Below are 24,123 nucleotides of genomic sequence, written 5' to 3'. Positions count from 1 at the left end.
CGGTCGAGAGCGCCACTCCCGACCCGGTCCGCCGCGTCCGGCGTCGGGGCGGAATCAGGGGCAACCCCGAGCGTTTCCCGATACCCGGGACCGCCCCGACTTTCTAGGCTGTCGGGGTGACACTGCTCGCGACCGAGTCGCTGACCAAGACGTACGGAGGCCGGGTCACCGCGTTGGCCGACCTCACGGTGTCGGTCGAGCCGGGGATCATCGGGCTGGTGGGCGCCAACGGCGCCGGCAAGTCCACCCTGATCAAGATCCTGCTGGGCCTGCTCGCCCCGACCACCGGCCGGGTCAGCGTGCTCGGCCTCGACCCCACCACCGACCCGGCGGCGGTCCGCGCCCGGGTCGGCTACATGCCCGAGCACGACGCCCTGCCGCCCGACCTCACCGCCGCCGAGCTGGTGACCCACCTGGGCCGGATGAGCGGCCTGCCGCGCACGGTCGCCCGGGAACGGGCCTCCGAGGCGCTGCGTCACGTCGGCCTGCACGAGGAGCGGCACCGGGCCGTCGGTGGCTACTCCACCGGCATGAAGCAGCGGGTCAAGCTCGCCCAGGCCCTGGTGCACGACCCCGACCTGCTGCTGCTCGACGAGCCGACCAACGGCCTCGACCCGGCCGGCCGGGACGCCATGCTCGCCCTCATCCACCGGATCGGCACCGAGTTCGGCATCTCCGTGGTGGTCTGCTCGCACCTGCTCGGCGAGGTCGAGCGGATCTGCGACACGCTGGTCGCCATCGACGGCGGGCGGCTGCTCCGCGCCGACCGGGTCGCCGCGATGACCTCCGCCACCGACGTGCTGGCCGTGGAGGTCAGCGAGGGCACCGACGACCTCGCCACCCGGCTCGCCGGGCTCGGCCTGCCGGTGAGCCGCGAGGGCCGGCTGCTGCTCGTGCCGCTCGCCGACGACGCCACCTACGACCAGATCCTCGGCGCGGTCGCCGAGCTGGACCTCCCGCTGCACCGGCTGGACCAGCGCCGGCACCGGGTGGCCGAACTCTTCGCCACGAGGGAGCCCAGCCATGCCTGAACCGACCGGCGTCATCCACGACATCGGATACCAGCGCTACACCGGTCCCCGGCTGGGCCGCCGGCACGTCTTCGGCGCGCTCTACCTGCACGGCCTGCGGACCGCCTTCGGGCTCGGCCGCTCCGCGAAGGCGAAGATCTTCCCGTGGCTGGTGATGGGCATCGTGCTCATCGTGGCCGCCGGGCTCACCGCCGTACGCACCCAGCTCGGCGAGGTCGTCATGACGTACGCCCAGTTCGCCGACACGATGAGCTGGCTGGTCATCTTCTTCGTCGCGGTGGTCGCACCGGAGCTGGTCTCCCGCGACCTGCTCAGCGGCGTGCTGCCGCTCTACTTCTCCCGGCCGCTGCCGCGCGGCGACTACGCGCTGGCCAAGCTCGGCGCGCTGGCCACCGCGCTCTGGCTGCTGCTCGGTGCGCCGCAACTGCTGATGTTCCTGGGCGCCGCGTTCACCACCGACACCGGCATGCGCGGGGTCTGGAACGAGCTGGGCGACCTGCTGCCCGGCCTGCTCTACGCGGCGCTCTGGGCGGTGGTCTTCGCCTCGATCGGGCTGCTCATCGCCTCGCTCACCGGCAAGCGGGCGTTCGGGGCCGGCGGCATCGTGGCCGTGTTCCTGATGACCACCCCGATCGTCGGCATCCTGTCGATCATGCCGTCCCGGACGGTCAACGAGCTGGCGCTGCTCGGCTCGCCCACCGCCCTGGTCCATGCCGTCGGCCAGTACACCCTCGGCGACCTGCTCGTCCCCGCCGGGCAGAGCGAAAGCGAGATCGGCGGCTTCGGCCCGGTCTACGTGGCCGCCGCCGTGCTGCTGGTGACCGGCTGCGTCGCCCTGTTGCTGCTGCGATACCGGAAGGTGGCCGCCCGATGACCACGATCAGCACGGAGCCGGCGGCCCCGGCCACCCCCGCCTCGACCCTCGACCTCGCCGGCGTGTCCCGCTGGTACGGCAACGTGGTGGCGGTCAACGACGTCACCATGCGGCTCGGCCCCGGGGTGACCGGCCTGCTCGGGCCGAACGGCGCCGGCAAGACCACGCTGCTGCACATGATGGCCGGCTTCCTCGCCCCCTCCCGGGGCGAGGTCACCCTCGACGGGGCGCCGACCTGGCGCAACCCCGACGTCTACCGGTGGCTCGGCCTGGTCAGCGAGCGGGAGGCCGTGCACACCTTCCTCAGCGCGTACGAGTTCGTGCTGGCCAGCGCGAAGCTGCACCGGCTACCCGACCCGGAGGAGGCGGCCCGCCGCGCGATCGCGCTGGTCGAGATGGAGAGCGCGCAGGACCGGAAGATCGGCACCTACTCCAAGGGCATGCGGCAGCGCACCCGGGTCGCCGCCGCGCTGGTGCACGAACCGCGGGTGCTGCTGCTGGACGAGCCGTTCAACGGGATGGACCCACGGCAGCGGCTGCACATGATGGCCCTGCTGCACCGCCTCGGCGACGCCGGCCGGACCATCCTGTTCAGCTCGCACATCCTGGAGGAGGTCGAGCAGGTCTCCGGCACCGTGCAGGTGATGGTCGCCGGCCGGCTCGCCGCCTCCGGCGACTACCGGACCATCCGCCGGCTGATGACCAACCGGCCGCACGTGTTCGCGGTCCGCTCCACCGACGACCGCGCGCTCGCGGTCGCGCTGATCGCCGAGGAGTCGGTGACCGGGGTGGAGCTGGGCCCCGCCGGGCTCACCGTCCGGGCCGGCGACTACGGCGCCTTCACCCGGGCGCTGCCGAAGATCGCGCTGGCCCGGGGGCTCCGGGTCCGGTCGCTGACGCCCGAGGACGAATCGTTGGAGAGCGTCTTCTCCTACCTGGTGGGGAGCTGACCATGTCGACCGTTACCTGGATCACCGCGCGCGGCCTCTTCGGCCGGCGCCGGTTCCTGCTGCTGCTCCCGCTGCCCGCGCTGCTGCTGGCGCTGGCGATCCTCTCCCGCTCGCTCGGCGTCGACCCCGGCCAGTGGGGGCCGGCGGTGCTGGTCGGGCTCGGGCTCGCCGTGGTGCTGCCGGTGGTCTCGCTGATCATCGGCACCGGCGTGCTCGGCGCCGAGATCGACGACGGCACGGTGGTGCACATCCTCACCAAGCCGCTGCCGCGCTGGCAGATCGTGCTGCCCAAGCTGGCGGTGGCCACCGCGGTCAGCGCGGCCACCGTCGCCATCCCGCTCTACGTCGCGGGCGTGCTCGCCCATTCGGTACGCCTCGGCCTGGCGCTCGCCGCCGCGTCGGCGCTCGGCGCGCTGGCCTACTCGGCGCTGTTCCTGGCGCTCAGCCTGCTCACCCGCCGGCCGGTGCTGCTCGGCCTGGTCTACGTGCTGATCTGGGAGGGGCTGCTCGGCCGCTTCGTGGACGGCACCAAGGTGCTCTCCGTCCAGCAGTGGGTGATCGCGCTGGCCGACCGGATGGCTCCCACGGACCTGCTCGGCACCACGGTGTCGGTGCCGGTCGCCGGCGTGCTGACCGCCCTGCTCGCGGCCGGCTGCACGGTGCTGGCCGTCGACCGGCTGCGCTCGTTCAGCGTGGCCGGCGAGACGAGCTGATCCGGGCGACCGCCCACCCTCCCCGGGCGGTCACCGGTCCCCGGAGAGAGTGGCCGTCCACGTCGCGGCGGCCACTCTCTCCGGGGACCCACGCGTTCAGAACGCGCAGGCGACCACCAGCTCGGTGGTGCGGTCCGGCAGCAGGTCGAGCTTGGCGATCCGGCCGGCCGCCCGGACGTCGTCGGCGACCAGGGTGAGCCGTTCCAGCAGGGCGGCCGGGCCGAGCGCCTCGGCCAGCGGCACGTCCGCCTTCATCGACAGCTTTCGCTCCGACTTGGCCCGGCGCACCTGCCCCAGCGCGTCGGCGGCCAGCCGCAGCAGCTCCGGGTCGGCCGGCCCCTGGACGGCCCGGCCCACCTCGTACGTGGTGGGCCAGGTCGACCGGTGCACCGACCCGTACCGCCACCAGGACCAGACCTCCTCGGTGACGAAGGGCAGCACCGGCGCGAAGAGCCGCAACTGCACCGAGAGGGCGGTGGCCAGCGCCGCCCGGGCCGAGTCGGCGCCCGGCCCGGTGCCGTAGGCGCGCTCCTTCACCAGCTCGATGTAGTCGTCGCAGAACCGCCAGAAGAAGGCCTCGGTGGCGATCAGGGCCGCGGTGTGGTCGTACCCCTCGAAGGCCGTGGTCGCGGTGGCGACCACGGCGGACAGTTCGGCGAGCATGGCGGTGTCCAGCGGCGCGGTCACCGGGGCGCGCAACGCGTCGGCGGCGCCCAGCCCCAGCGCGAACTTCGACGCGTTGAGCAGCTTGGTGGCGAGCCGGCGGCCCACCTTGATCTGGGCCGGGTCGAAGGCGAGATCCATCCCGGGCTTGCCGTTGGCCGCCCAGTAGCGCACCGCGTCGGAACCGTGCTGCTCCAGCAGGCCCATCGGGGTGACCACGTTCCCCTTGGACTTCGACATCTTCTTCCGGTCCGGGTCGAGGATCCAGCCGGAGAGCACCGCGTCCCGCCAGGGCAGCTCGCCGTGCTCCAGGTGCGCGCGGACCACCGTGGCGAACAGCCAGGTCCGGATGATCTCCTGGCCCTGCGGGCGCAGGTCCATCGGGAAGACCCGGCGGAACAGCTCCGGGTCGGTCTCCCAGCCGCCCACGATCTGCGGGGTCAGCGACGAGGTGGCCCAGGTGTCCAGCACGTCCGGGTCACCGACGAAGCCGCCGGGCACCCCGCGTTGCGTCTCGTCGAAGCCGGGCGGCGGGTCGCTGGACGGGTCGACCGGCAGTGCCGCCTCGTCCGGTGTGAGAGGGTTGCGGTAGTCCGGCTCGCCAGCGTCGTCGAGCCGGTACCACACCGGCACCGGCACGCCGAAGAAGCGCTGCCGGCTCACCAGCCAGTCCCCGGTCAGGCCGCCCACCCAGTGCTCGTAGCGGTGCCGCATGTGCTCCGGCACCCAACGCAGCTCCCGGCCCCGGGCCAGCAGTTCCTCGCGCAGGCCCAGCTCCCGCCCGCCGTTGCGCAGATACCACTGCCGGGTGGAGACGATCTCCAGCGGCCGGTCGCCGCGCTCGTAGAACTTCACCGGGTGGGTCACCGGGCGCGGCTCGCCCACCAGGTCACCGGCGTCGGCCAGCAGCTCCACGATGGTCCGCCGGGCCCCGTTCACGGTCTGCCCGGCCAGCGCCGCGTACGGCTGGGCCGGCACACCGGCCGGCGGCTCGCGGAGCAGCCGACCGTCCCGGCCGATCACCACCCGGGTGTCCAGCTCCAGGTCCCGCCACCAGGTCACGTCGGCCAGGTCGCCGAAGGTGCAGACCATCGCGATGCCGGTGCCCTTGGTCGGGTCGGCCAGCGAGTGCGCGTGCACCGGCACCTCGACCCCGAACAGCGGGCTGCGCACGGTCCCGCCGACCAGGTCGGCGTGCCGGTCGTCGTCCGGATGGCAGACCAGCGCCACGCAGGCCGGCAGCAGCTCCGGCCGGGTGGTGTCGATCAGCACCTCGCCGCCGTCCGGGCGGTGGAAACGCAGCCGGTGGTACGCGCCCGGCCGCTCCCGGTCCTCCAACTCCGCCTGGGCCACCGCGGTGCCGAATCCGACGTCCCACAGCGTCGGCGCCTCCGCCTGGTACGCCTCGCCCCGGGCCAGGTTGCGCAGGAACGCCCGCTGACTCGTCGCCCGGGCCAGACGGCCGATCGTGGTGTACGTCAGCGACCAGTCCACCGACAGCCCGAGCCGCCGCCACAGCGCCTCGAAGACCTTCTCGTCCTCCGCGGTGAGCAGCTCGCACAGCTCGATGAAGTTGCGGCGGGAGATGGTGACCGAGTCCTTCCGGGCCGCCTCGCTGACCGGCGTGGCCGGCGGCCGCCAGTCCGGGTCGTACGGCAGCGCCGGGTCGGGGCGCACCCCGTACACGTTCTGCACCCGGCGCTCGGTGGGCAGGCCGTTGTCGTCCCAGCCCATCGGGTAGAACACGTTCCGGCCGCGCATCCGCTGGAACCGGGCCACCGTGTCGGTGTGCGTGTAGGAGAAGACGTGCCCCATGTGCAGCTCGCCCGATACGGTCGGCGGCGGGGTGTCGATGGAGTACACGTCCTGCCCACGACCGTCCGGGTCCGGCGCGGCCGACGCCGCGCCCCGATCCCGGACAGCCGGCTTCGAGCGGTCGAACGTGTAGGTCCCGTCCTCCTGCCAGCGGCGCGCCCAGGTCTCCTCGATGCCGTCCAGGGTCGGACGCTCGGGGATGCCGGCGCGGGCCGTCCTCGCCGTATCGGTCATCCGTCGATGCTAGGCCCCGCACCGGGGCCCGGCGACGTCATTCCGGCGCGCCGCCGGTGAGCCGGTCGCGGCTCACCGGCGGCCCCGGTCAGGGTGTGGGCCGGACGTAGAACGGACCCTGGGTGGCCAGGCGCAGCCCGAGTCCGGTCCGCGCGTTGGCCCGGTCGAGGATGGTGGAGACGCCGGCGTAGTGGTTCTGCTCGTTGGGGTTGGTGCATGCGCCGGAGCCGTCGTCGCCGAAGGAGAGGATGCCCAGCGCCTTGCCGTCGGTCTCGGTGAAGAGCGGACCGCCGCTGTCCCCGGGCCGGGCGCAGATCCGTACGTCGATGCCGCCGGTGCTGGTGCCGAGGACCTCGCCGCACCGGGTGCCGGGCAGGTAGCCGGCCCCGGCACCGGAGTCCACGTACACCTCGCCCGACTTCGGGGTGTAGGCGGAGCCGGTCGCGCAGACCACCCAGCCGGCCTTGACCTGGGTCACCGGGACGTACCCGGTGATCGCGACGTCCCGGCTGCCGGTGCAGCGCGGGTTGTCCTTCACGCACCAGTAGTTGACCAGGCTGGGCGTGCCGCCGGTCTTCCGCACCGGGTACGCCCACCCGCGCAGCGCGCCGCTCTGATACGGGATGATCGCGTAGTCGTTCGGGTAGGCGTTCTCGCCGAGCCCCGGGTTGGTCGACTCGAGGCCGACCGGCACCTTCGGCCCGAGGAACTGGTGCCAGGTGCGGTCCTGGTGGGTGTGCGTGCTGCTCAACACGCAGTGTCCGGCGGTCAACATGTAGGCGACGTTGTTCCTGCCCACCACGTTGAAGCCGGTGGTGCAGCCGCCGACCGTGCCGTTGTCCCGGGGCACGTCCAGCCGGATCCCGCCGCGCATCGGAGCCTGGTCGCAGTAGCGCGGGTCGCAGGCCTTCTCGATGGTGCCCGCGGCGATCCGGGTCTGGGCCCGGGCCGGTACGCCGGCCCCGGCGAGCGCGTCGGCCAGCCGGGCGTCGCCGCGGTCGTCGGTGAGCACGACGAGTTCGTTGGCCCGCTGGTCGACCACCACGTCGGTGCCGGCGGTCACGCCGAGGGTGCGGGCGAGCCGGGCCGCCGCGTCGGTGAGCCGCGCCAGCGAGGCGCGCACCGGCACCACCCGCAGGTGGGCCGCGTCGGGGTCGGCCGCCAGGGCCGGGCGGATCGCCTCCGGCCGGGTCGCCCCGATGGTGAGCAGGCCGCCGCCGGCCTGGTCCAGCCACATGCCCCCGTACTCGTCGGGGAAGCGGGCGGCCAGCGTCCCGGCCAGCGGCCCGGAGCGCTCCTGCAACGCCAGCCGGCGGGCCGCCTCGGCCGCCGGGATCCGGTAGCGGTCGGTCAGGTAGGCGACCGAGGCGGGCGCGGCCTGGGCCAGCCCGCTGCTGCTCCGGCCGGCGGCCGATCCGCTGCCGGCGCCGGACCGGGCGGGCCGGCGGTCGCCGGAGGCCGACGGGGCCGCCGATCCGGCCGTGCCGCCGGCCGGGCCGCCGCTCGTCTGGTCCTCGGCCGGCCGGGCCGCGGCGGCCGGCGCGGTGCCCGGATCCGGGGCGCCCGCCCCGGCGGTCAGCGTCGCGACGCCGGCCGACACCGTGGCGACAACCGCCAGCCCGATGATGATCGTTCTTGGTCCTGCGCGCACGCCGCGATCCTCCCCGTGTCCGCGTGCCCGATCGGCATTCAGCGCGGCCGGCACCGCGGTGCGGCAGTCCCGGCGCGGAGGGTGGCCGATCGACGAGCGGCCAGTGTAGCCGGGCCCGGAAGCGCCGGCTGTCCCACCGGGCCCGTCGGCGCTGTCCCACCGGACGTCGCGGGGGCGGGTGTGCCGCCGGAACCGCCGGTGCTGGTGGCGGGACGGCGGTCCGCTCAGATCAGCGAGTCGCGCCATCGCCGGTGCAGCTCGGCGTACCGGCCGCCGGCCGCGGCCAGTTCGGCCGGCGGGCCGTCCTCGACGATCCGGCCGCCGTCGAGGACCAGCACCCGGTCGGCGATCTCCACCGTGGAGAGCCGGTGCGCGATGACCAGCGCGGTGCGGTCCCGCAGCACCGTGTGCAGCGCCCGCTGCACCAGGCGTTCCGTCGGCACGTCTAGCGACGAGGTGGCCTCGTCCAGGATCAGCACCCGCGGGTCGGCCAGGAACGCCCGGGCGAACGCGACGAGCTGCCGCTGCCCGGCCGAGAGCCGGTTGCCGCGGCGGCGCACGTCGGTGGCGTACCCGTCGGGAAGGGCGGCGATGAACTCGTGCGCGCCGATCGCCCGGGCGGCGGCCGCCACCGCGGCGTCGTCGGCGTCCGGGCGGCCGAACCGGATGTTCTCCGCCACCGAGCCGCTGAACAGGTGGGTCTCCTGGGTCACCAGCACCACGGCCCGGCGCAGCTCCGCGTCGGCCAGGTCCCGCAGGTCGACCCCGTCCAGGCTGACCGTGCCGGCGGACGGGTCGTGGAACCGGGCGAGCAGCTTGGCGATGGTCGACTTGCCGGCCCCGGTCGGCCCGATCAGCGCCACGGTCTGCCCGGCCGGCACGGTCAGCTCCAGCCCGGCCAGGATCGGCTCGTCCGGCCGGTACCCGAAGTGGACCGCGTGGAACGCCACCGCGCCCCGCCGCGCCACGGCGGGCAGCGGCACCGGCCGCGCCGGCTCGGCCACGGCCGGCCGTTCGTCGAGCACCCCGGCGAGCTTCTCCAGCGCCGCGGTGGCCGACTGCAACGCGTTGTAGAACTGGCTGAGCTCCTCCATCGGCTCGAAGAAGCGGCGCAGGTAGAGCAGGAACGCGGCGAGCACGCCGACCTCGGCCCGGCCGCCCAGGACCCGGACGCCGCCGTAGGCGAGCACCAGCGCGGCGGTCAGGTTCCCGATCAGCCGGATGCCCGGCGAGTAGACCGCGATGAGCCGGAAGGCGGAGAGGCTGGCCTGCCGGTAGCCGTCGTTGACGGCCCCGAAGATGAGCTGGTTGCGCGGCTCCCGCCGGTACGCCTGCACCACGCGGATGCCCCGCAACGACTCGACGAAGTGCACGATGACCAGGGCCACCGCCTCCCGGGTCCGCCGGTACGCCCCGGCCGAGGCGCGGGCGAACCACCGCGACAGCCAGAACAGGAACGGGAAGGCGGGCAGGGTGACCGCGGCCAGCGGCAGGTCGAGCCAGAGCAGGATGCCGGCCACCGAGAGCACCGACAACGCGGCCATCACCAGCTTGTCGATGCCCCCGTCGACCAGTTCGGCGATCGACTCCACGTCGCTGGTCAGCCGGGACACCATCCGCCCGGACGTGTAGCGCTCGTGGAAGCCGACGTCGAGGCGGAGGAAGTGGCCGTAGACCCGGCCGCGGAGGTCGAGCAGCACGGCCTGGCCGATCCGGGCGGCCACGAAGAGGAAGGCGCGCCGGGCCGCGTACTCGGTGCCGGTGGCCACGGCGAACGCCGCCGCGACGGCGACCAGCGGACCCGCGTCGCCGGACCGCAGCGGGCCGATGCCCCGGTCGATGCCGAGCATGACCAGGTACGGCCCGGCCATGGCGGCGGCGTTCTGGGCCAGCAGCAGGGCCACCGCGAGCGCGAGCCGGCGCCGGTGCGGGCGTAACACCCGGCCGAGCAGGACGCGGCTGCGCGCCCGGAGCCGGGCGACCGCCTCCGGCGCGGAGTCCTCGGCCCGGCTGCGGTCGGCGTCCGGGTCGGTGGCCCGTCCCCGCCACCGCGACAGCTCCGGCTCGCCGGGCTGCCGCGACGGCTCGGGCTCGCCCGGCTGCCGGGACCGGTCGGGCTCGCCGGACTGCCGGGACCGGTCGGGCTCGCCGGGCCGGCGTGCCGGGTCGGAGTCGGGGTCGCCGGGTTCCGGGGGGTGGTCGGGGTCGGGGTCACCGCGCTGCCGGGGGACCCGGGGTCGCCCGGCGGCGGCCTCCGTCACGACCGGACCAGCCCGGCGCCGTCGTGCCGCCGATCCGGCTCGGCGGAGAGCACGGCCCGGTAGGCCGGCACCTCGGCCAGCAGCGCCGAGTGGGTGCCGACGGCGACGATCCGCCCGCCGTCGAGCAGGGCCACCCGGTCGGCGAGCGCCACCGTGGAGGGGCGGTGCACCACGAGCAGCGCGGTGGTGTCCCGCAGCACCCGGCGCAGCGCCGCCTCGACCAGCGCCTCGGTGTGCACGTCGAGCGCGGAGAGCGGGTCGTCGAGGACGAGCAGCGCGGGCCGGCCGAGCACCGCCCGGGCCAGCGCGAGCCGCTGCCGCTGCCCGCCGGAGAGGGAGAGGCCCTGCTCGCCCACCCGGGTGGCCAGCCCCCATGGCAGGTCGTACGCGAACTCCGCCTGGGCCAGCGCGAGCGCGGCGCGGACCTCGTCCTCGCCGGCCTCGGGGCGGCCCAGGGTGAGGTTCTCCCAGACCGACATCGAGAAGAGCGTGGGCTCCTCGAAGGCCACCCCGACCAGTCGGCGCAGCGAGCCCAGGCGCAGGTCGCGCAGGTCGTGCCCGTCCAGGGTGATCCGGCCGGTGGTGACGTCGTGCAGCCGGGGGACCAGCGACAGCAGGGTGCTCTTGCCGCAGCCGGTCGCGCCGACCAGGGCCAGCGTCTCGCCGGGCTCGACGGTCAGCTCGATGTCGCGCAGCACCGGAGCCCCGCCCGGGTAGCGGAAGCCCACCCGTTCGAAGCGCAGCCGGCCGCACACCTCGGCCCGGTCCAGCGCTTGGGCCTGCGGCGCGTCCATGATGGCCGGTGGGGTGTCCAGCACCTCCTGGATCCGGTCGGCGGCGGTCGCCGCCTCCTGGCCGTTGGCGATGATCCAGCCGAGCGACTGCACCGGCCAGATCAGCATCAGCTGGAGGCTGACGAAGGCGACCAGCTCGCCGATGGTGAGCCCGCCCCGGGCCACCGCCGTGGCCCCGGCGACCAGCACCACCCCGAGGGTGAGGTTGCCGACCAGGTCGAACAGCGCCGAGGTGCGGGCCAGCAGCCGGGCCTTGCCGATGCCGGTGTCGTGCAGGGTCCGCGCGCCGGTCGCGAAGCGGGCGACCAACTCCGGCCCTCGCCCGTACGCCCGCGCGGTGCGCAGCCCCAGCGCGGTCTCCTCGACCAGGGTGGCCACGTCGCCCTGCTGGTCCTGCATCCGCCGGGACGCCGCATGGTAGTGCCGGGCGAACCGGCGGCTGATCAGGAACAGCGGCACCGCGCTCGCCGCCACCAGCAGGCCGAGCCACGGGTGCAGCCGGATCAGCAGCACCACCACGGCCGCGTAGGTGACCAGGTTGAGCACCAGGAAGAGCAGGCCGAAGGAGAGGAACCGGCGGATCACCGACAGGTCGCCGGTGATCCGGGAGAGCAGTTGGCCGGACTGCCAGCGGTCGTGGCAGCCGGCCGGGAGGCGTTGCAGGTGCGCGTAGATGTCGGCGCGGATCGCCGCCTCCATGCCGACCGAGGAGGAGGACTGGGTCCACCGGCGGATGAAGATCAGCACCGCCTCGGCCAGGCCGAGCGCGAGGGCGAGGGCGCCGAGCCGGAGCAGCCCGGCCTCGTCGTGCCGGGCCACCGGCCCGTCCACCACCCGCTGCACCACCAGCGGCACCGCCAGGCCGGCCGCGGTGGCGGCCAGCGCCGCGAGCAGCAGCCAGGAGAACTCGGCCGCGTACGGGCGCAGGTAGGGGTGCAGCCGCCAGAGGTTGCGCAGCGGGTGGGGACGGGCGTCGTCACGCACCGCCGGGTTGCCGTCGCTCTGCGCAGGCACTATCCGACGGTAGCGGCCGGGTGCGACACGGTGGCTGTCAGCTAGCCGTCAACCGTCCCTCATGCCCGAGAAGCCAGTTCTTCACGTCCAGGCCCCACCGGTAGCCACCGAGCGTGCCGTCGGTGCGCAGCACCCGGTGGCAGGGCACGAAGAGTGCGGCGGCGTTGCGGGCGCAGGCCGCCGCGGCCGCGCGGACTGCCGCGGGGCGGCCGGCCAGCCCGGCGAACCCGGTATACGTCACCGGCTCGCCCGGCTTCACCTCCCGCAGCACCCGCCAGGCGTGCGCCAGGAAGGCGCCGTCGGTGTGCTGCCGCACCGGGACGGTGTCGATCGCGGTCAGCTCGCCGGCCAGGTACGCCCGGACCGCGGCGGTCACCGGGCCGAGGTCGGCCCGCTCCCGCAGCTCGCCACGCAGGCTCGGGTGCACGAGCGGCGCGAGATCGGCCGGGGCGGCGGTGAAGCCGGCGGCGCGGACCGCCCCGTCCGGTCCGGCGAGGACGCTGAACGGGCCGGCGGGGGTGTCGATGACGGTGCTGTCCAGTGTGTTCATGCCGCTCTCCAGAGTCGGATCACCGCGTACGACCGCCAGGGGCGCCAGCGGTCCGCGTACGCGTGCAGGGTCTTCGGGTCGTCGGGCGCGCCGAGCGCGGTCGCGCCCCGGCGTACGCCCAGGTCGGTGGGAAGGAAGGCGTCCGGGTCGCCGAGGGCGCGCATGGCCACGTAGCCGGCGGTCCACGGGCCGATCCCGGGCAGCGCGGTCAGCCGCCGTACCGTCTCCTCCCGGTCGCCGCCGGGTTCCAGGTCCAGGTCGCCGGCGGCGACCGCCCGGGCGAGCGCGCGCAGCGTCTCGCGCCGGGCGGCCGGCATCCGGAACGCCTGGTCCGGTGCCGCCGCCACCGCCGCCGGGTCCGGGAACGCGACCAGCTCCGGCCGGTCGCCGTCCCCGTCCGGACCGTCACCGCCGTGCCCGGTCGGGCCGCCGCCGGCGACGGCGGCGAGCAGGTGGGTGAGCGTGGTCCGGGCGGACCGGAGCGAGATCTGCTGGGTGGTGACGGCGCGGACGGCCATCTCGAAGCCGTCCACCGCGTGCGGGAGCCGGACCCCGGGCTCGGCCCGCACGGCCGGCCCCAGGACCGGGTCGGCGGCCAGGGTGGCGTCGACCGCCACCGGGTCGGCGTCCAGGTCGAGCAGGCGACGGCAGCGGGCCACCGCCGGCGCCAGGTCGCGCAGGTCGGCCAGGCGCAGGGTGGCGGCCACGTGGCCGTCGGCCGGGGTCAGCGCGACGCTGCCGGGCCCGTGCGGTAACCGCAACCCCCGGTGGTACGTCCCGTCGCGGACCGCCTCCACCCCGGGCAGCGCGCGCAGGGCGAGGAAGTCCAGCAGCGCCGCCGCGTGCAACGGCGGCCGGTACGCCAGCCGCAGCGAGATGGTGCCCGCCCCGCCCGCCACCGGCCGGCCGGCCCGGCTGATCCGCAGGTCGGACGGGGTGGCCGCGTACACCTCGCGGACCGTGTCGTTGAACTGCCGGACGCTGCCGAACCCGGCGGCGAAGGCGATCTCGGCCATGCCCAGCTCGGTGGTCTCGATCAGGATCCGGGCGGTCTGCGCCCGCTGCGCGCGGGCCAGCGCGAGCGGCCCGGCGCCCAGCTCGGCGTGGAGCATCCGGTGCAGGTGCCGCTCGGTGTAGCCGAGCCGGGCGGCCAACCCGGGCACGCCGTCCCGGTCCACCACCCCGTCCGCGATCAGCCGCATCGCCCGGCCCACCACGTCCGCCCGGACGTCCCACTGCGGGGAGCCCGGGGCGGCGTCCGGCCGGCAGCGGCGGCAGGCGCGCAGCCCGGCGCCCTGCGCGGCGGCCGCCGACGGGAAGAACCGGACGTTCTGCCGCTTCGGCGTCATCGCCGGACAGGACGGCCGGCAGTAGATCCCGGTCGACGTCACGCCCGTGTAGAACCACCCGTCGAACCGCTGATCGCGGCTGTCGACGGCCCGGTAGCACCGTTCGAAGTCCAACTCCACGCCATCGATCCTGCCTCGCAGGTCCCGCCGTCGGCTGGCGGGATTCGGACCTGACCGTACGCGCCTCCCCACCCCTCCGCCGGACGCGTCGGCGGGGCGGGCGTGCGGGCCCGCGCCAGCGGTGGCGTGTCGGTGTCCCCGCAGCACCCAGCGGGTCCGTCTGGGCGGGCGTAGGTCTGGGGTGACGCGAGGACGACCGCCGCGCTCAAGTGGTGGGCCGTCTACAACGTGGCCGGCCCTTCGGCCGACCCGAACAGGGAGGGGCGCTGCGGGCCGGAGCGGAGGCTCCGCGGGCTTGGGGGTGTGCGAGCGGCGGCGCTGCCGAGGGCGGGGTGCGGGGGTGCCGGCGGTGCGGTGACGTCGCAGGTCAGGGGCGGGATCCCAGACGTGGCAAGGGATTCCGGCGCGGAAAATGTCGGTAGTGGCCGGTACCGTCCCGCCACCAACTCAAGAAAAGGTGCGGGGAGATGGCGTGCGTGGCCGGGCGAGGTGCCCGCTGATGCGGTCGGGGCGGATACGGCTGGACCGCGCGGTGGTGCAGGGCTTCTACGACCGGATGCGGGTGGTGGCGTCGGCGGCATACGGCGCGATCGAGCGGGACCGGGCCGACGATCCGGGGCGGCCCTTCGCCGAGACCGCGTGCGGCCGGCTCGCCCGTTCGCTCGACCCGGCCGGGCTGCGGGCCCTCGGCATGTGGGCGCACCACTGGTGCATGCGCTTCTATGACGACGACACCCGGGTCGGGGTGCGGCTGGTGCGGCAGATCGCCGGGCGGTCCGGCCTGGGCTGGACCCCGGACGAGGTGCGCTGGCTGCTCGACCAGTCGTACGCCGCCGGCCCGGCCGCCGCGCACCGGTTCATCCTGCCCCGCGCGGCGGCGGCGGAGCTACCGTCCGGCGCCCTGCCCGAGTGGGGCGACGGCGTGCCGGAGCTCCCGCGCCTCCTGGCCGGCTGACCCGCCGCCCCGCCCGGTCCGCGACGGTTCCGCCGGCACCGCCTTCCGTGGTCCGGCCTGCGCTGGCCCGACCGGCGTCGGCCCGGCCAGCGGGGATCGGGGGAGCGGGGGAGGAGCCGTGCGGCGGTCGGGCAGTTGGCCGGCCACCATCGCGGCCACGGCGACCAGGAATCCGGCGAGTTGGAGCGGGCGGAGGGACTGGCCCAGCACCAGCCAGCCGAGCGCGGCGGCGGTCAGCGGGCTGAGCGCGCCGAGCACCGACACCCGGGTGGCCGGCAGCCGGGCCGCGCCCCGGAACCAGAGCGCGTACGCCAGGGCGGTGCCGACCAGCCCGAGCCAGGCGTACCCGAGCAGGGCGGGCCCGTCCGGCGCGGGCGGCGCGCCCTCCACGGCGGCGGCGACCGGCACGATCATGAGACCGCCGGCGACGAGCTGCCAGCTCGTCGCGGCGAGGATGCCGACGCCGGCCGGCCGTCCCCAGCGGCGGGTGAGCACCAGGCCGGCGGCCATCGCGGCGGTGCCGGCGAGGCCGGCTGCGACGCCGAGCGGGTCGAGGCCGGCGCCGCCGCGCAGCACCACCAGGGCGACGCCGGCCGGCGCGGCGAGCGCGGCGAGCAGGGCCCGGCGGCCGGGCCGTTCCCCGAGGGCCGCCACGCCGAGCGCCGCGACGAGCAGCGGCTGGGCCGCCCCCAGCACCGCGGCGGTGCCGCCGGGCAGCCGGTACGCGGCGACGAAGAGCAGCGGGAAGAAGGCGCCGATGTTCAGCGCGCCGAGCACCGCGGCCCGCCACCACCAGTCGCCGGCCGGCCGGCGCCGGGTCAGGGCGAGCAGCAGCAGCCCGGCCGGCAGGGCACGCAGCGCGCCGGACCAGAGCGGCCGGTCGGCCGGCAGCAGCTCCGCGGTGACCAGGTAGGTGGTGCCCCAGGTGGCGGGGGCGGCGGCGGTGAGCGCGACGTCGGTCCAGCGGCGATCCACGACGACCTCTTTCCTCGACAGCAAGTAGCTTAGTGCTAAGCTAACGAGTGTCGAGCGAAAGGGGAGGTGGGAGGTGCGGCACAATCCCTGCGTGGCAACGGACGAGGTGGACCTGATCGTCGAGCAGTGGCGGCGGGAGCGGGCCGGGCTGCGGCCCGAGCCGATGGCCGTCTTCGGCCGCATCTACCGGCTGGCCCGGCTGGTCGGCGACGGTCAGGAACGGGTGTACGCCAACTGGGGGATCGGCCGCGGTGAGTTCGACGTGCTGGCCGCGCTGCGCCGCTCCGGCGCGCCCTACACGCTCGCCCCGAAGGCGCTCACCGCCGCCCTGATGCTCACCTCCGGCGGGATGACCGGCCGGCTCGACCGGTTGGAACGGGCCGGCCTGGTCCGGCGCGCCCCCGACCCCGCCGACCGGCGCGCCCTGCGGGTCACCCTCACCGACGACGGCCGCCGGGTCGTCGAGGAGTCGGTCGAGGCCGGCCTCGAGGTGCAGCGGCGGATCCTCGACGCGCTGCCCGCCGCCGACCAGCAGCGGCTGGCGGACCTGCTCCGTACGCTGCTCGCCGCCGCCGAGGCGGACCGGCCCGATCGGGCAGGATGATCCCGACCCGTCCCCGACCGGAAGGACCACCGTGCCCGCCAGCGAACCCACCATCGTCGCCACCAGCATGGGCTTCAGCGGCCGCCGCCGGGGCCCCTGGGACGCCCAGCCCGGACCGGTCTTCGACCTGATGGCCGAGCTGGCGCAGGCCGGCGAGGCGCCGAAGATCTGCTACCTGAACCAGGCGGTCGGCGACCAGCCCACCTCGTTCACCCTGTTCCACGGCGCGTTCGCCGGCACCCGCTACCGCGCCTCCCACCTGGCGCTCTTTCCGATGCCCAACGTCGACGACATCCGGGCCCACCTGCTCGACCAGGACATCATCTGGGTCGGTGGCGGCAGCGTGGCCAACCTCTGCGCGGTCTGGCGGGTGCACGGCCTGCCGGACATCCTGCACGAGTGCTGGCAGGCCGGGGTGGTGCTGGGCGGGGTTTCCGCCGGGTCGATCTGCTGGCACCTGGGTGGCGCCACCGACAGCTTCGGCCCGACCCTGCGGGCGTTCACCGACGGGCTCGGCTGGCTCCCCTACGGCAACGGCGTGCACTACGACAGCGAGGAGCAGCGCCGACCGCTGATGCACCGGCTGGTCGGCGACGGCACGCTCCCCACCAGCCACTGCACCGACGACGGGGTCGGGCTCGTCTACCGGGGCACCCGGCTCGCCGAGGCGGTCGCGGACCGGGAGGGGGTGGCCGCGTACGAGGTGAGCCGGGCCGACGACGGCAGCGTCCAGGAGACCCGGATCGAGCCGCGGCTGCTGACCCGGCCGGCCTGAACCCGGCGGCCGGGACCCGCCGGTCGCGCCGGCTCCGGCAGGCGGGTTCCCGGTGACCCGGGTCCCTTTTCCCGGTCGCCGTGGACCTGCCTGCCCGGGACCGCGGGCGAACCGCGTAAGCTGGCTCGTCGTGAGTCTCACCATCGGCATCGTCGGCCTGCCCAACGTGGGCAAGAGCACCCTGTTCAACGCGCTGACCAAGAACGACGTGCTCGCCGCGAACTACCCGTTCGCCACCATCGAGCCGAACGTCGGCGTGGTCGGGCTCCCCGACGAGCGGCTGGCCGAGCTCGCCGAGATCTTCTCCTCGCAGAAGGTGCTGCCCGCGCCGGTGTCGTTCGTCGACATCGCCGGCCTGGTCCGGGGCGCCTCCAAGGGCCAGGGGCGGGGCAACGCGTTCCTGGCGAACATCCGGGACGCCTCGGCAATCTGCCAGGTGGTGCGCGCCTTCTCCGACCCGAACGTGGTGCACGTCGACGGCAAGGTCTCCCCGGCCGACGACATCGAGACGATCAACACCGAGTTGATCCTCGCCGACCTCCAGACGCTGGAGAAGGCGCTGCCCCGGCTGGAGAAGGAGGCCAAGCTCCGCAAGGACCGGGCCGCCGCCGTCGAGGCCGCCAAGAAGGCCGTCGAGGTCCTGGACGGCGGCACCACCCTGTACACGGGCGCGGCCGCCGCCAAGATCGAGCTGGAGCACCTGCGCGAGCTGCACCTGCTCACCACCAAGCCGTTCCTGTACGTCTTCAACGTCGACGAGGCCGAGCTGGCCAACGCCGAGTTCCTCGACGAGCTGCGGGCCCTGGTGGCCCCGGCCGAAGCCGTGTTCATGGACGCCAAGATCGAATCCGAGCTGGTGGACCTGCCCGAGGAGGAGGCCCGCGAGCTGTTGGAGTCCATCGGGCAGTCCGAGCCCGGCCTGAACCAGCTGGTCCGGGTCGGCTTCCGCACGCTCGGGCTCCAGACGTACCTGACGGCCGGCCCCAAGGAGGCGCGGGCCTGGACCATCCCGGTCGGCGCGACCGCGCCGGAGGCCGCCGGGGTCATCCACAGCGACTTCCAGCGCGGCTTCATCAAGGCCGAGGTGGTCTCCTACGCCGACCTGGTCCAGGCCGGATCGATGGCGGCGGCCAAGGCCGCCGGCAAGGTCCGGATCGAGGGCAAGGATTACGTCATGCAGGACGGCGACGTGGTGGAGTTCCGCTTCAACGTCTGACTCCGGCCCGTTCCCGCAGCTCAGAAGCGGTCACGCCGTAGTGCTCGATCAACTCCCGCCGGCTGGGTAGCTTGGCACCCGGCGGGAACTCGCCGTTGGCGATGCGTTGGGCGCTCGCCGAGATCGGGCCAGGTCTGGGACGCCCGCTGGTCGACACGGTGCAGGGTTCGAGGGGCCCGGTCTACGCTTCGCCCGTCAGTCCGAGGTCCGGATCTGCGCCAGGTACGTCAGAGGTTCCCGGAGGTACTCCACGAGCTCCCGCAGCGCGTCCTTCTCCGCCGTGGTGATCACGACGTCCTCCTCCGACAGGGCGCCGACGAGCTCCGTGATCGCCAGGTCCCAGGCCCCGGCGCCGGCGGCGGTCAGGATGAACGGCCGGTGATTCGGGCTGATCCTGGGTGCGAGCTGGTCGGTGATCCGGCGGCTGCGCCGGTAGTAATCGTTGACTTCCATGGGTCTCCCGTGGGTTCGGTGGCTAGGCCGGTGGGTTGGTGGTGACGCCCTCGCCGCTGACGGGAAAGCCGCCGGAGATGCTGCCGTCCTTGTCCAGGATAACGATGCAGGTGATGCCGTCGCGGGTGCCGGTGACGCGCCAGCCGTCGCCGTGGGGACGCGCCTGAGGGCGGCTGTCGGGGTTGGTAGCGATGCTCTTGAACCAGTCCTCGACCTGCGCCTTGGTGGTGCCGGGCGGGAAGAGCGTCTTGCCGGGCTCGGTGGACGAGGGCTTGTGGTTGCCATTGCCCAGGCCGTCGCCGTCCCAGATCTTGTCCATCGCCCCGTCGCCCATCTGCCCGAAACGGCGCATGTCGTACATGGCCTCGGTGAACTCGGGGTCGTCCCAGGGGTTGGTCCTCTTGGGCGCCTCGGGCTCGGATGTGTCGGCGCCCTTCGGGCGGCCCTCCTCGGCGCGTTTGATGCCGTGCTGCTGGGCTGCTCCCACGCGCTTGGGCATCATGCCGGGGTTGAACTTGGGACGCTTGGGGCCCTCGCCGTCACCGCCGTGCGGTGGGGTGGGGCCTGAGGGGTGCTTGTTGTGGAGGCCCGCCACAGCGAACAGGACCACCAGGACGGCGGTGGTCCGCAGAGCCGCCATGAGTTGTCGCATCGAGGGCCGCCTAGACGTCGAGGAGTGCGCGGAGGGCGGAGAGGCTGGTGATCAGGCCCATCAGCCAGCCGAAGATGCGGCCGGTCCAGCGGACGACGGCGATCGCGAGCTGGGAGGCGACCAGCGGTGTGGCGACGCCGAGAGAGAAGACCTCCTCGGCCAGCCACACCACGACCTTGGCGATGCAGTCGGCGATGAAGGCGCGCACGAACTCCCGCACGATCTGCACCAGGGTTCCCGCGCCACGGGTCGCGGCACCTATGCCGGCGGCCGTGCCCGCGAAGATCCCGGCGACGTCGATGTTGATGGCGAGGATGTCGCGGTAGGCGTCGGCGGCGGCGCCCTGCCATCCGTCGAGGTCGCCGACCAGCCGCGCCTTGAGGTCCTCGGCGATGGAGAACAGCTCATTGGCCATGTTGTCCCAGGTCATGGCGTGCGTCTCGATGGTCTCGGGATCACCGGCGAGCCAGTCGAGTGCCTGCTTCAGTGGCTCGACCTGCTCGATGGCCCACTCGATGCCCATCGACAGGAGCGTGCTGAACGGGTCGATGGCGATGGACGCCACGTCGAGAGCGGCGCCCATGCCCGCGATTGAGCCGTCGATCCAGCTGCCGGAGTCGATGGCGTCCTTGATGCCCTTGTAGTCGTCGGCGAGCGGCAGGCCGGTCCAGCCGTCGCGGTGCGCGGCGCTGGTCGAAGGGATGTCGGAGATCGTGGCGACCAGTGGGTTGCTCATGAGAGGACGCCGGGCTCAGGCCGCGGAGTGGAAGGAGTTGAAGCCGTCGGTGGTCGACTCCTCGGCCCGCTGGTAGGCCTCGGCGGTTTTCTTGATTCCCGCGGCGAGCAGCGCGATGTTCTCGGCGAGCATCGCCACGCCTCTGTCCTGGTCCCGGTGGCGTCCCTCCAGGATGGGCGGGAAGAACTGGCAGAGCTGCCCGTAGGCATCGTCGGCCTGGAAGATGGTGCCGCTCGCGGCCTTGACGGCGGCGAAGCGGTCGTGAATGGCCCACATGGCCGTGGCGTGTGCGCGCAGGGCCTCGATGTCGACCTCGAACCCTCCGTGCATCAGTAACGCCCCTCTTCGTCCTCGGTGTCGGCGGTCCGGAATCCGGCCAGCAGGGCCCGGCCGGTCGCCGAGTCGGCGCCGACCGTCTCCCGCACGACCTCGGCGGCGGCCTCGGCGAGCTTGACCCGCGCGTTGCGATAGGCGCCCATGATCGCCTGCTGCGTCTGCTCCAGGCTCAGGCGCTGCACCCGAGCAGAGAGCCGGACGTCGGCCATCGCCCCCGTGGAGTCGACGGTGACCTCGACGGTCCCGTAGGCGTCGGCGGCCGTGACCCGCAGCGCGCGCAAGCCGGCACCGGCGGCCTGCGTGTCGGCGGCCCGGCGCGAGGCATTGGCCTGCCATGCCTCCAGGCGTTCCCGCGCATCCTCGGCGTCCAACAGCGGATTACCCATCGCGCCTCCGTTTCCGTTGCCGAGCAGGGGATTGAGAGGCGTCAGTGTAGCCACGGCCCGCAAAACCAAGATTGTCGAGCGAATGCGGCGTGATCTGGTCAATCTGGAGCTAGGCGACGTGGCTGACCAGTGTCCTCCGATCCGGTTCGAGCCACGAGAGAAGGTGCCGGCCGTGCCAGCAATGTGGGCTCACGACCTGCGGTATGGATCGACGACGCGTTGACGCCGGAGGCGCGTGCCTGGGCCGAGAGCCGTAAGGCACCGACGCTGCTGGTTGGTGTCGATCCAGCCAAGAGAGCCGCAGGCATCGGCGCCGTGATTGTCGCCCTGAGGGCAAGAAGTCCTTGGTGGCCTAGCGGTAGCCGAGCAGCGCCATCGCGGCGCGATTGTCGGGCCGCGACCAGAAGAGCCGATGGAGATCGTCTGAGAGCTCGTCGAGATGCGTGCCCCGCTGTCCTCGTCGAAAAAACCCTGGGTCGATGGTGTGTAATTCCTCGAACGATGGAATGCCCACGTCGGCCCGGGGCGTGATTCCGGGCAACAGCAGTTCCGCGATCACCCGCTCGACGGATGTTCTCGGCTCGCGTACGAGGTCTTCGTACCTGAGCATGGCCCGGTGGGGTGCCGGTGGCAGCAGCCAGCTCAGCACGTTCTGTCCCCAACTCCCGGTTCCGACGATGTCCTCCCGGTTGATCATTGCTCGTAGCTCGGTCTCGAATTCGCGGTCCTTCCCTTCGCTGTTGAGCCGAGCCCATGAGACCAGGGAGTCTCTGCCGTCGCGGACGAGGCAGATGGCCCGGTCCGACTCGTCGACGTCGTCATCGCGCTGCCTGTGCGTCTTGACGAAGTGCACCTGCTCGTCAGTCCGCATCGCGCGGATCGCTGCCGGCCGTTCCTCGAATCCGACCAGGGCCGCGCCCAAGCGTGTGGCGACGCCGTCCACGTCGTACACAACGGACGTTCGTACACCGTAGAGGCGGTGCAGCAGGATGCGGAGGAACGTGTTTCCCGAGCGTGGAAACGAGGACACCCAAACGATCATGGTCTAACCCTAGGCGCGGCAGTCGTGGTTCCGCGTCAACGTGTGGTTCCGGTCCACCTCGACCGCCCACGCTCGACCCCATGGTGCGGCTGAGAGCGTCGGCCACGCGCTGGCACTCATCGAGAAGGCCCGGTCATCACGGCGCTGAACATCACGGGTCACCGCGCCGACGTCGACCGGCCAGGGTCCCGTCCCGGTGCTCCCGCCGTGCCAGGATTCCTGATGTGAAGCTTGCTGATCTCGCGCGTCAGGTCAATGCCAGGTCCCGCCTCACCGGGGAGTTCGTCCTGCGCTCCGGACGGGTCGCGACCGAGTACTTCGACAAGTATCAGTTCGAGGCGGCTCCGGCCCTGCTGGACGCGCTCGCGGAGCAGTTGGTCGCCCTGGTGCCCGCCGGGACCGAGGTGCTGGCCGGCCTGGAGATGGGCGGCATCGCCGTGGTGACGGCACTCGGTCGGCACACCGGGCTGCCCTGCGCGTTCGTGCGCAAGGCCGCGAAGCCGTACGGCACAGCCCGGCTGGCCGAGGGGGCGGCGGTGGCCGGGCGGAGGGTGCTCGTTGTCGAAGACGTGGTGACCTCTGGCGGGCAGGTGGTGCTGTCGACCAGGGAGCTACGGAACCTGGGTGCGCGGATCGACGCCGCCGTCTGCGTGATCGACCGCCAGGAGGGCGGCAGCGAGGCGTTGGCGGCCGAGGGCATCACCCTGCGCGCGCTCCTCACCCGTGCCGATCTCGGGGCGCCCAACGGACGGACGACACCTTGAGACGTCGTCCGGCAGCGAGCATCCACCGCGGCCCGAGCAGGTGACACGGCGACCGCCGGCCCGGTGGGGGCCGGCGGCCGCCGGACGTGCCAGGGTCAGGCGTTGGCCCGGCGGATGGCCACCATCCCCCCGAGCCCGGCCACCGCGGCCAGCAGGGCGGGCCAGCCCACCAGCAGGCTGGCCTGGTGCTGGCTGCTCAGCCACTGCCAGATGTCGCCGTACCAGCCCTGCCAGGTGATCAGCGCGATCAGCAGGCCGAGCACCAGGATCGCGACCGCGCCGGTGGCGAACAGGCCGTTGGTGCCGAACCGGACGTACCAGACGGCCACGAAGATGGCGAGGAAGTTCAGGAACAGGAACGGCACCGCGTAGACGGCGATCTGCAACAGGCCGTTGGAGACGTCGACGTACGGCACCCGGAAGAAGCGCAGCTGGATCCCGAAGCCGTTGGTGGCGCCCTCGACCAGGTTGAGCAGGTAGAGCAGGACGCCGTAGGCGACCGCCTGCACCACGTTGACGAGCGTGGTGGCGAGGTAGAAGGTGCGCCGGGTGACGCCCATGCCGAGCGCGAACGGGAACACCTGGGTGATCGAGGCGGCGGCGACGAGGGCGCAGACGATGTAGAGGCTGGCCAGGCCGCCGGTGGTGTTCTTGCCCGGCGCCGCCTCGTCGATCGAGGCGAAGATCAGCAGGTTGGTGCCCAGCGAGATGCCCATGATGGCCCAGGGCCAGGCCAGTTGGCCGAGCCAGGCCACCGTGTGCATCCGGGCGACGTCGAGGATGCGAGTCATCGGGGGTGGTCCCTTCCGCGGTCAGGCGCACGACGGCCTGCTGGAGCGACACCGGCGCGAGATCGATGCCGAGCTTCTTGGCGCGCATCCGTTCGGCGTTGTCGAACGACCCGCGCAGCGTGGTCCGGGCCGTGCCGCCGAGCTGCTCGCGGTGCAGCGCCCGGTGCGCGGTCGCGAACCCGTCCACCGCCTCGGCGGGCCCGGACGCCTCCATCACCTGGCCGCGCAGCTCTTCGCTCGGCGCGTCGAGCAGCAGCTTGCCGTGGTCGAGCAGCAGCACGTGCTCGATCAGGTCGGCCACCTCGTCGATGAGGTGGGTGGAGAGGACGACCGTGCGTGGATTCTCGGCGTAGTCGGCCAGCAGCCGGTCGTAGAAGAGCTGCCGGGCGACCGCGTCGAGGCCGAGGTACGGCTCGTCG

The 24,123-nt window shown here is 73.6% G+C and carries 24 protein-coding genes; 9 read left to right on the top strand and 15 right to left on the bottom strand.

Annotated features, from left to right (window positions below):
• The first annotated feature begins 116 nt into the window (after positions 1–116).
• From AB0I11_RS05705 to AB0I11_RS05690, 4 genes are read left to right on the top strand one after another with little or no spacing between them, the layout of a single operon-like run.
• A complete protein-coding gene (locus AB0I11_RS05705) occupies positions 117–1,031 on the top strand; it encodes an ABC transporter ATP-binding protein (protein WP_357314011.1) in 915 nt (304 codons plus the stop codon).
• Complete coding sequence (locus AB0I11_RS05700; protein ID WP_357314008.1) at positions 1,024–1,905, top strand: ABC transporter permease; 882 nt, start codon at positions 1,024–1,026, stop codon at positions 1,903–1,905. Before AB0I11_RS05705 ends, AB0I11_RS05700 begins: the two co-directional genes overlap by 8 nt.
• Complete coding sequence (locus AB0I11_RS05695) at positions 1,902–2,855, top strand: ABC transporter ATP-binding protein (protein ID WP_357314006.1); 954 nt, start codon at positions 1,902–1,904, stop codon at positions 2,853–2,855. Before AB0I11_RS05700 ends, AB0I11_RS05695 begins: the two co-directional genes overlap by 4 nt.
• Positions 2,856–2,857: 2 nt before the next feature.
• Entirely contained in the window at positions 2,858–3,568 is a 711-nt protein-coding gene (locus AB0I11_RS05690; protein ID WP_357314004.1) for an ABC transporter permease, read from the top strand.
• A gap of 96 nt (positions 3,569–3,664) precedes the next feature.
• On the opposite strand, the gene valS is transcribed toward AB0I11_RS05690, so the two are convergent.
• From valS to AB0I11_RS05660, 6 genes are all read right to left on the bottom strand, one after another.
• Positions 3,665–6,280: a valine--tRNA ligase gene (gene valS, locus AB0I11_RS05685; protein WP_357314002.1), complete on the bottom strand. Its 2,616-nt coding sequence runs from the start codon at positions 6,278–6,280 to the stop codon at positions 3,665–3,667.
• An 88-nt stretch (positions 6,281–6,368) separates the two neighbouring features.
• Positions 6,369–7,931, bottom strand: coding sequence for a trypsin-like serine protease (locus tag AB0I11_RS05680; RefSeq protein WP_357313999.1), 1,563 nt, complete (start codon positions 7,929–7,931; stop codon positions 6,369–6,371).
• A gap of 224 nt (positions 7,932–8,155) precedes the next feature.
• On the bottom strand, positions 8,156–9,988 hold the full coding sequence (locus tag AB0I11_RS05675) for an ABC transporter ATP-binding protein (RefSeq protein WP_357314450.1): 1,833 nt from the start codon (positions 9,986–9,988) through the stop codon (positions 8,156–8,158).
• Between the two features lie 200 nt (positions 9,989–10,188).
• The gene (locus AB0I11_RS05670) at positions 10,189–12,000 is read right to left on the bottom strand and encodes an ABC transporter ATP-binding protein (RefSeq protein ID WP_357313995.1); all 1,812 of its coding nucleotides are present in this window, start codon (positions 11,998–12,000) and stop codon (positions 10,189–10,191) included.
• A 37-nt stretch (positions 12,001–12,037) separates the two neighbouring features.
• Positions 12,038–12,550: a methylated-DNA--[protein]-cysteine S-methyltransferase gene (locus tag AB0I11_RS05665; protein WP_357313992.1), complete on the bottom strand. Its 513-nt coding sequence runs from the start codon at positions 12,548–12,550 to the stop codon at positions 12,038–12,040.
• Positions 12,547–14,019, bottom strand: a complete 1,473-nt coding sequence (locus AB0I11_RS05660) for an AlkA N-terminal domain-containing protein (RefSeq protein ID WP_357313989.1) — start codon at positions 14,017–14,019, stop codon at positions 12,547–12,549. Before AB0I11_RS05660 ends, AB0I11_RS05665 begins: the two co-directional genes overlap by 4 nt.
• 499 nt (positions 14,020–14,518) lie before the next feature.
• On the opposite strand from AB0I11_RS05660, the gene AB0I11_RS05655 reads away from it, so the two are divergent.
• The gene (locus AB0I11_RS05655; RefSeq protein ID WP_357313985.1) at positions 14,519–14,974 is read left to right on the top strand and encodes a hypothetical protein; all 456 of its coding nucleotides are present in this window, start codon (positions 14,519–14,521) and stop codon (positions 14,972–14,974) included.
• On the opposite strand, the gene AB0I11_RS05650 is transcribed toward AB0I11_RS05655, so the two are convergent.
• Positions 14,906–15,949, bottom strand: a complete 1,044-nt coding sequence (locus tag AB0I11_RS05650) for an EamA family transporter (protein ID WP_357313982.1) — start codon at positions 15,947–15,949, stop codon at positions 14,906–14,908. The genes AB0I11_RS05655 and AB0I11_RS05650 overlap by 69 nt on opposite strands.
• 91 nt (positions 15,950–16,040) lie before the next feature.
• Between AB0I11_RS05650 and AB0I11_RS05645 the strand changes: the two genes are divergently transcribed.
• The 3 genes from AB0I11_RS05645 (at position 16,041) to ychF (ending at position 18,544) form a co-directional block, all read left to right on the top strand.
• On the top strand, positions 16,041–16,553 hold the full coding sequence (locus AB0I11_RS05645) for a MarR family transcriptional regulator (RefSeq protein WP_357313979.1): 513 nt from the start codon (positions 16,041–16,043) through the stop codon (positions 16,551–16,553).
• A gap of 31 nt (positions 16,554–16,584) precedes the next feature.
• Positions 16,585–17,328: a peptidase E gene (locus tag AB0I11_RS05640; RefSeq protein ID WP_357313975.1), complete on the top strand. Its 744-nt coding sequence runs from the start codon at positions 16,585–16,587 to the stop codon at positions 17,326–17,328.
• A gap of 130 nt (positions 17,329–17,458) precedes the next feature.
• Positions 17,459–18,544: a redox-regulated ATPase YchF gene (gene ychF / locus AB0I11_RS05635; RefSeq protein WP_357313971.1), complete on the top strand. Its 1,086-nt coding sequence runs from the start codon at positions 17,459–17,461 to the stop codon at positions 18,542–18,544.
• Here the strand turns inward: ychF and AB0I11_RS05630 are convergent.
• The 7 genes from AB0I11_RS05630 to AB0I11_RS05600 all read right to left on the bottom strand — a co-directional run bounded on the left by AB0I11_RS05630 (position 18,534) and on the right by AB0I11_RS05600 (position 22,149).
• Positions 18,534–18,701, bottom strand: coding sequence for a GntR family transcriptional regulator (locus AB0I11_RS05630; RefSeq protein WP_357313967.1), 168 nt, complete (start codon positions 18,699–18,701; stop codon positions 18,534–18,536). The two genes, ychF and AB0I11_RS05630, sit on opposite strands and share 11 nt — an antisense overlap.
• Before the next feature lie 38 nt (positions 18,702–18,739).
• Positions 18,740–18,997, bottom strand: a complete 258-nt coding sequence (locus AB0I11_RS05625; RefSeq protein ID WP_357313962.1) for a hypothetical protein — start codon at positions 18,995–18,997, stop codon at positions 18,740–18,742.
• Positions 18,998–19,019: 22 nt separating this feature from the next.
• Positions 19,020–19,649 carry an EndoU domain-containing protein gene (locus AB0I11_RS05620; protein ID WP_357313959.1) on the bottom strand — a complete coding sequence of 210 codons (630 nt, stop codon included), beginning with the start codon at positions 19,647–19,649 and terminating at the stop codon, positions 19,020–19,022.
• A 10-nt stretch (positions 19,650–19,659) separates the two neighbouring features.
• Positions 19,660–20,385, bottom strand: coding sequence for a hypothetical protein (locus AB0I11_RS05615; protein ID WP_357313955.1), 726 nt, complete (start codon positions 20,383–20,385; stop codon positions 19,660–19,662).
• A 15-nt stretch (positions 20,386–20,400) separates the two neighbouring features.
• Positions 20,401–20,715 (bottom strand): type VII secretion target, encoded by a 315-nt coding sequence (locus AB0I11_RS05610; protein WP_357313950.1) that lies wholly within the window; start codon positions 20,713–20,715, stop codon positions 20,401–20,403.
• Positions 20,715–21,107 (bottom strand): YbaB/EbfC family nucleoid-associated protein, encoded by a 393-nt coding sequence (locus tag AB0I11_RS05605; protein WP_357313946.1) that lies wholly within the window; start codon positions 21,105–21,107, stop codon positions 20,715–20,717. The genes AB0I11_RS05610 and AB0I11_RS05605 overlap by 1 nt, the downstream gene beginning before the upstream one ends.
• A gap of 352 nt (positions 21,108–21,459) precedes the next feature.
• Positions 21,460–22,149, bottom strand: a complete 690-nt coding sequence (locus AB0I11_RS05600) for a sulfotransferase domain-containing protein (RefSeq protein WP_357313942.1) — start codon at positions 22,147–22,149, stop codon at positions 21,460–21,462.
• A gap of 224 nt (positions 22,150–22,373) precedes the next feature.
• On the opposite strand from AB0I11_RS05600, the gene pyrE reads away from it, so the two are divergent.
• Positions 22,374–22,913 carry an orotate phosphoribosyltransferase gene (gene pyrE, locus AB0I11_RS05595; RefSeq protein ID WP_357313938.1) on the top strand — a complete coding sequence of 180 codons (540 nt, stop codon included), beginning with the start codon at positions 22,374–22,376 and terminating at the stop codon, positions 22,911–22,913.
• Positions 22,914–23,008: 95 nt separating this feature from the next.
• Here the strand turns inward: pyrE and AB0I11_RS05590 are convergent, their stop codons facing one another.
• Positions 23,009–23,704 (bottom strand): ABC transporter permease, encoded by a 696-nt coding sequence (locus AB0I11_RS05590; protein ID WP_357313935.1) that lies wholly within the window; start codon positions 23,702–23,704, stop codon positions 23,009–23,011.
• Positions 23,705–24,123: the final 419 nt, after the last annotated feature.

Origin of the sequence: Micromonospora sp. NPDC050495 (assembly GCF_040655175.1) — a bacterium.
GTDB lineage: Bacteria > Actinomycetota > Actinomycetes > Mycobacteriales > Micromonosporaceae > Micromonospora.
The sequence above is the reverse complement of the archived record's forward strand: the minus strand, read 5'-3'. Positions and strand labels throughout refer to the sequence as shown.

Bases quoted from the DNA above. Each gene is read 5' to 3' on its own strand.
- AB0I11_RS05700 (WP_357314008.1), top strand. From the start codon at position 1,024: ATGCCTGAACCGACCGGCGTCATCCACGACATCGGATACCAGCGCTAC.
- AB0I11_RS05695 (WP_357314006.1), top strand. From the start codon at position 1,902: ATGACCACGATCAGCACGGAGCCGGCGGCCCCGGCCACCCCCGCCTCG.
- AB0I11_RS05690 (WP_357314004.1), top strand. From the start codon at position 2,858: ATGTCGACCGTTACCTGGATCACCGCGCGCGGCCTCTTCGGCCGGCGC.
- valS (WP_357314002.1), bottom strand. From the start codon at position 6,280: ATGACCGATACGGCGAGGACGGCCCGCGCCGGCATCCCCGAGCGTCCG.
- AB0I11_RS05665 (WP_357313992.1), bottom strand. From the start codon at position 12,550: ATGAACACACTGGACAGCACCGTCATCGACACCCCCGCCGGCCCGTTC.
- AB0I11_RS05655 (WP_357313985.1), top strand. From the start codon at position 14,519: ATGCGGTCGGGGCGGATACGGCTGGACCGCGCGGTGGTGCAGGGCTTC.
- AB0I11_RS05625 (WP_357313962.1), bottom strand. From the start codon at position 18,997: ATGGAAGTCAACGATTACTACCGGCGCAGCCGCCGGATCACCGACCAG.
- AB0I11_RS05620 (WP_357313959.1), bottom strand. From the start codon at position 19,649: ATGCGACAACTCATGGCGGCTCTGCGGACCACCGCCGTCCTGGTGGTC.
- AB0I11_RS05615 (WP_357313955.1), bottom strand. From the start codon at position 20,385: ATGAGCAACCCACTGGTCGCCACGATCTCCGACATCCCTTCGACCAGC.
- AB0I11_RS05610 (WP_357313950.1), bottom strand. From the start codon at position 20,715: ATGCACGGAGGGTTCGAGGTCGACATCGAGGCCCTGCGCGCACACGCC.
- AB0I11_RS05605 (WP_357313946.1), bottom strand. From the start codon at position 21,107: ATGGGTAATCCGCTGTTGGACGCCGAGGATGCGCGGGAACGCCTGGAG.
- AB0I11_RS05600 (WP_357313942.1), bottom strand. From the start codon at position 22,149: ATGATCGTTTGGGTGTCCTCGTTTCCACGCTCGGGAAACACGTTCCTC.
- AB0I11_RS05590 (WP_357313935.1), bottom strand. From the start codon at position 23,704: ATGACTCGCATCCTCGACGTCGCCCGGATGCACACGGTGGCCTGGCTC.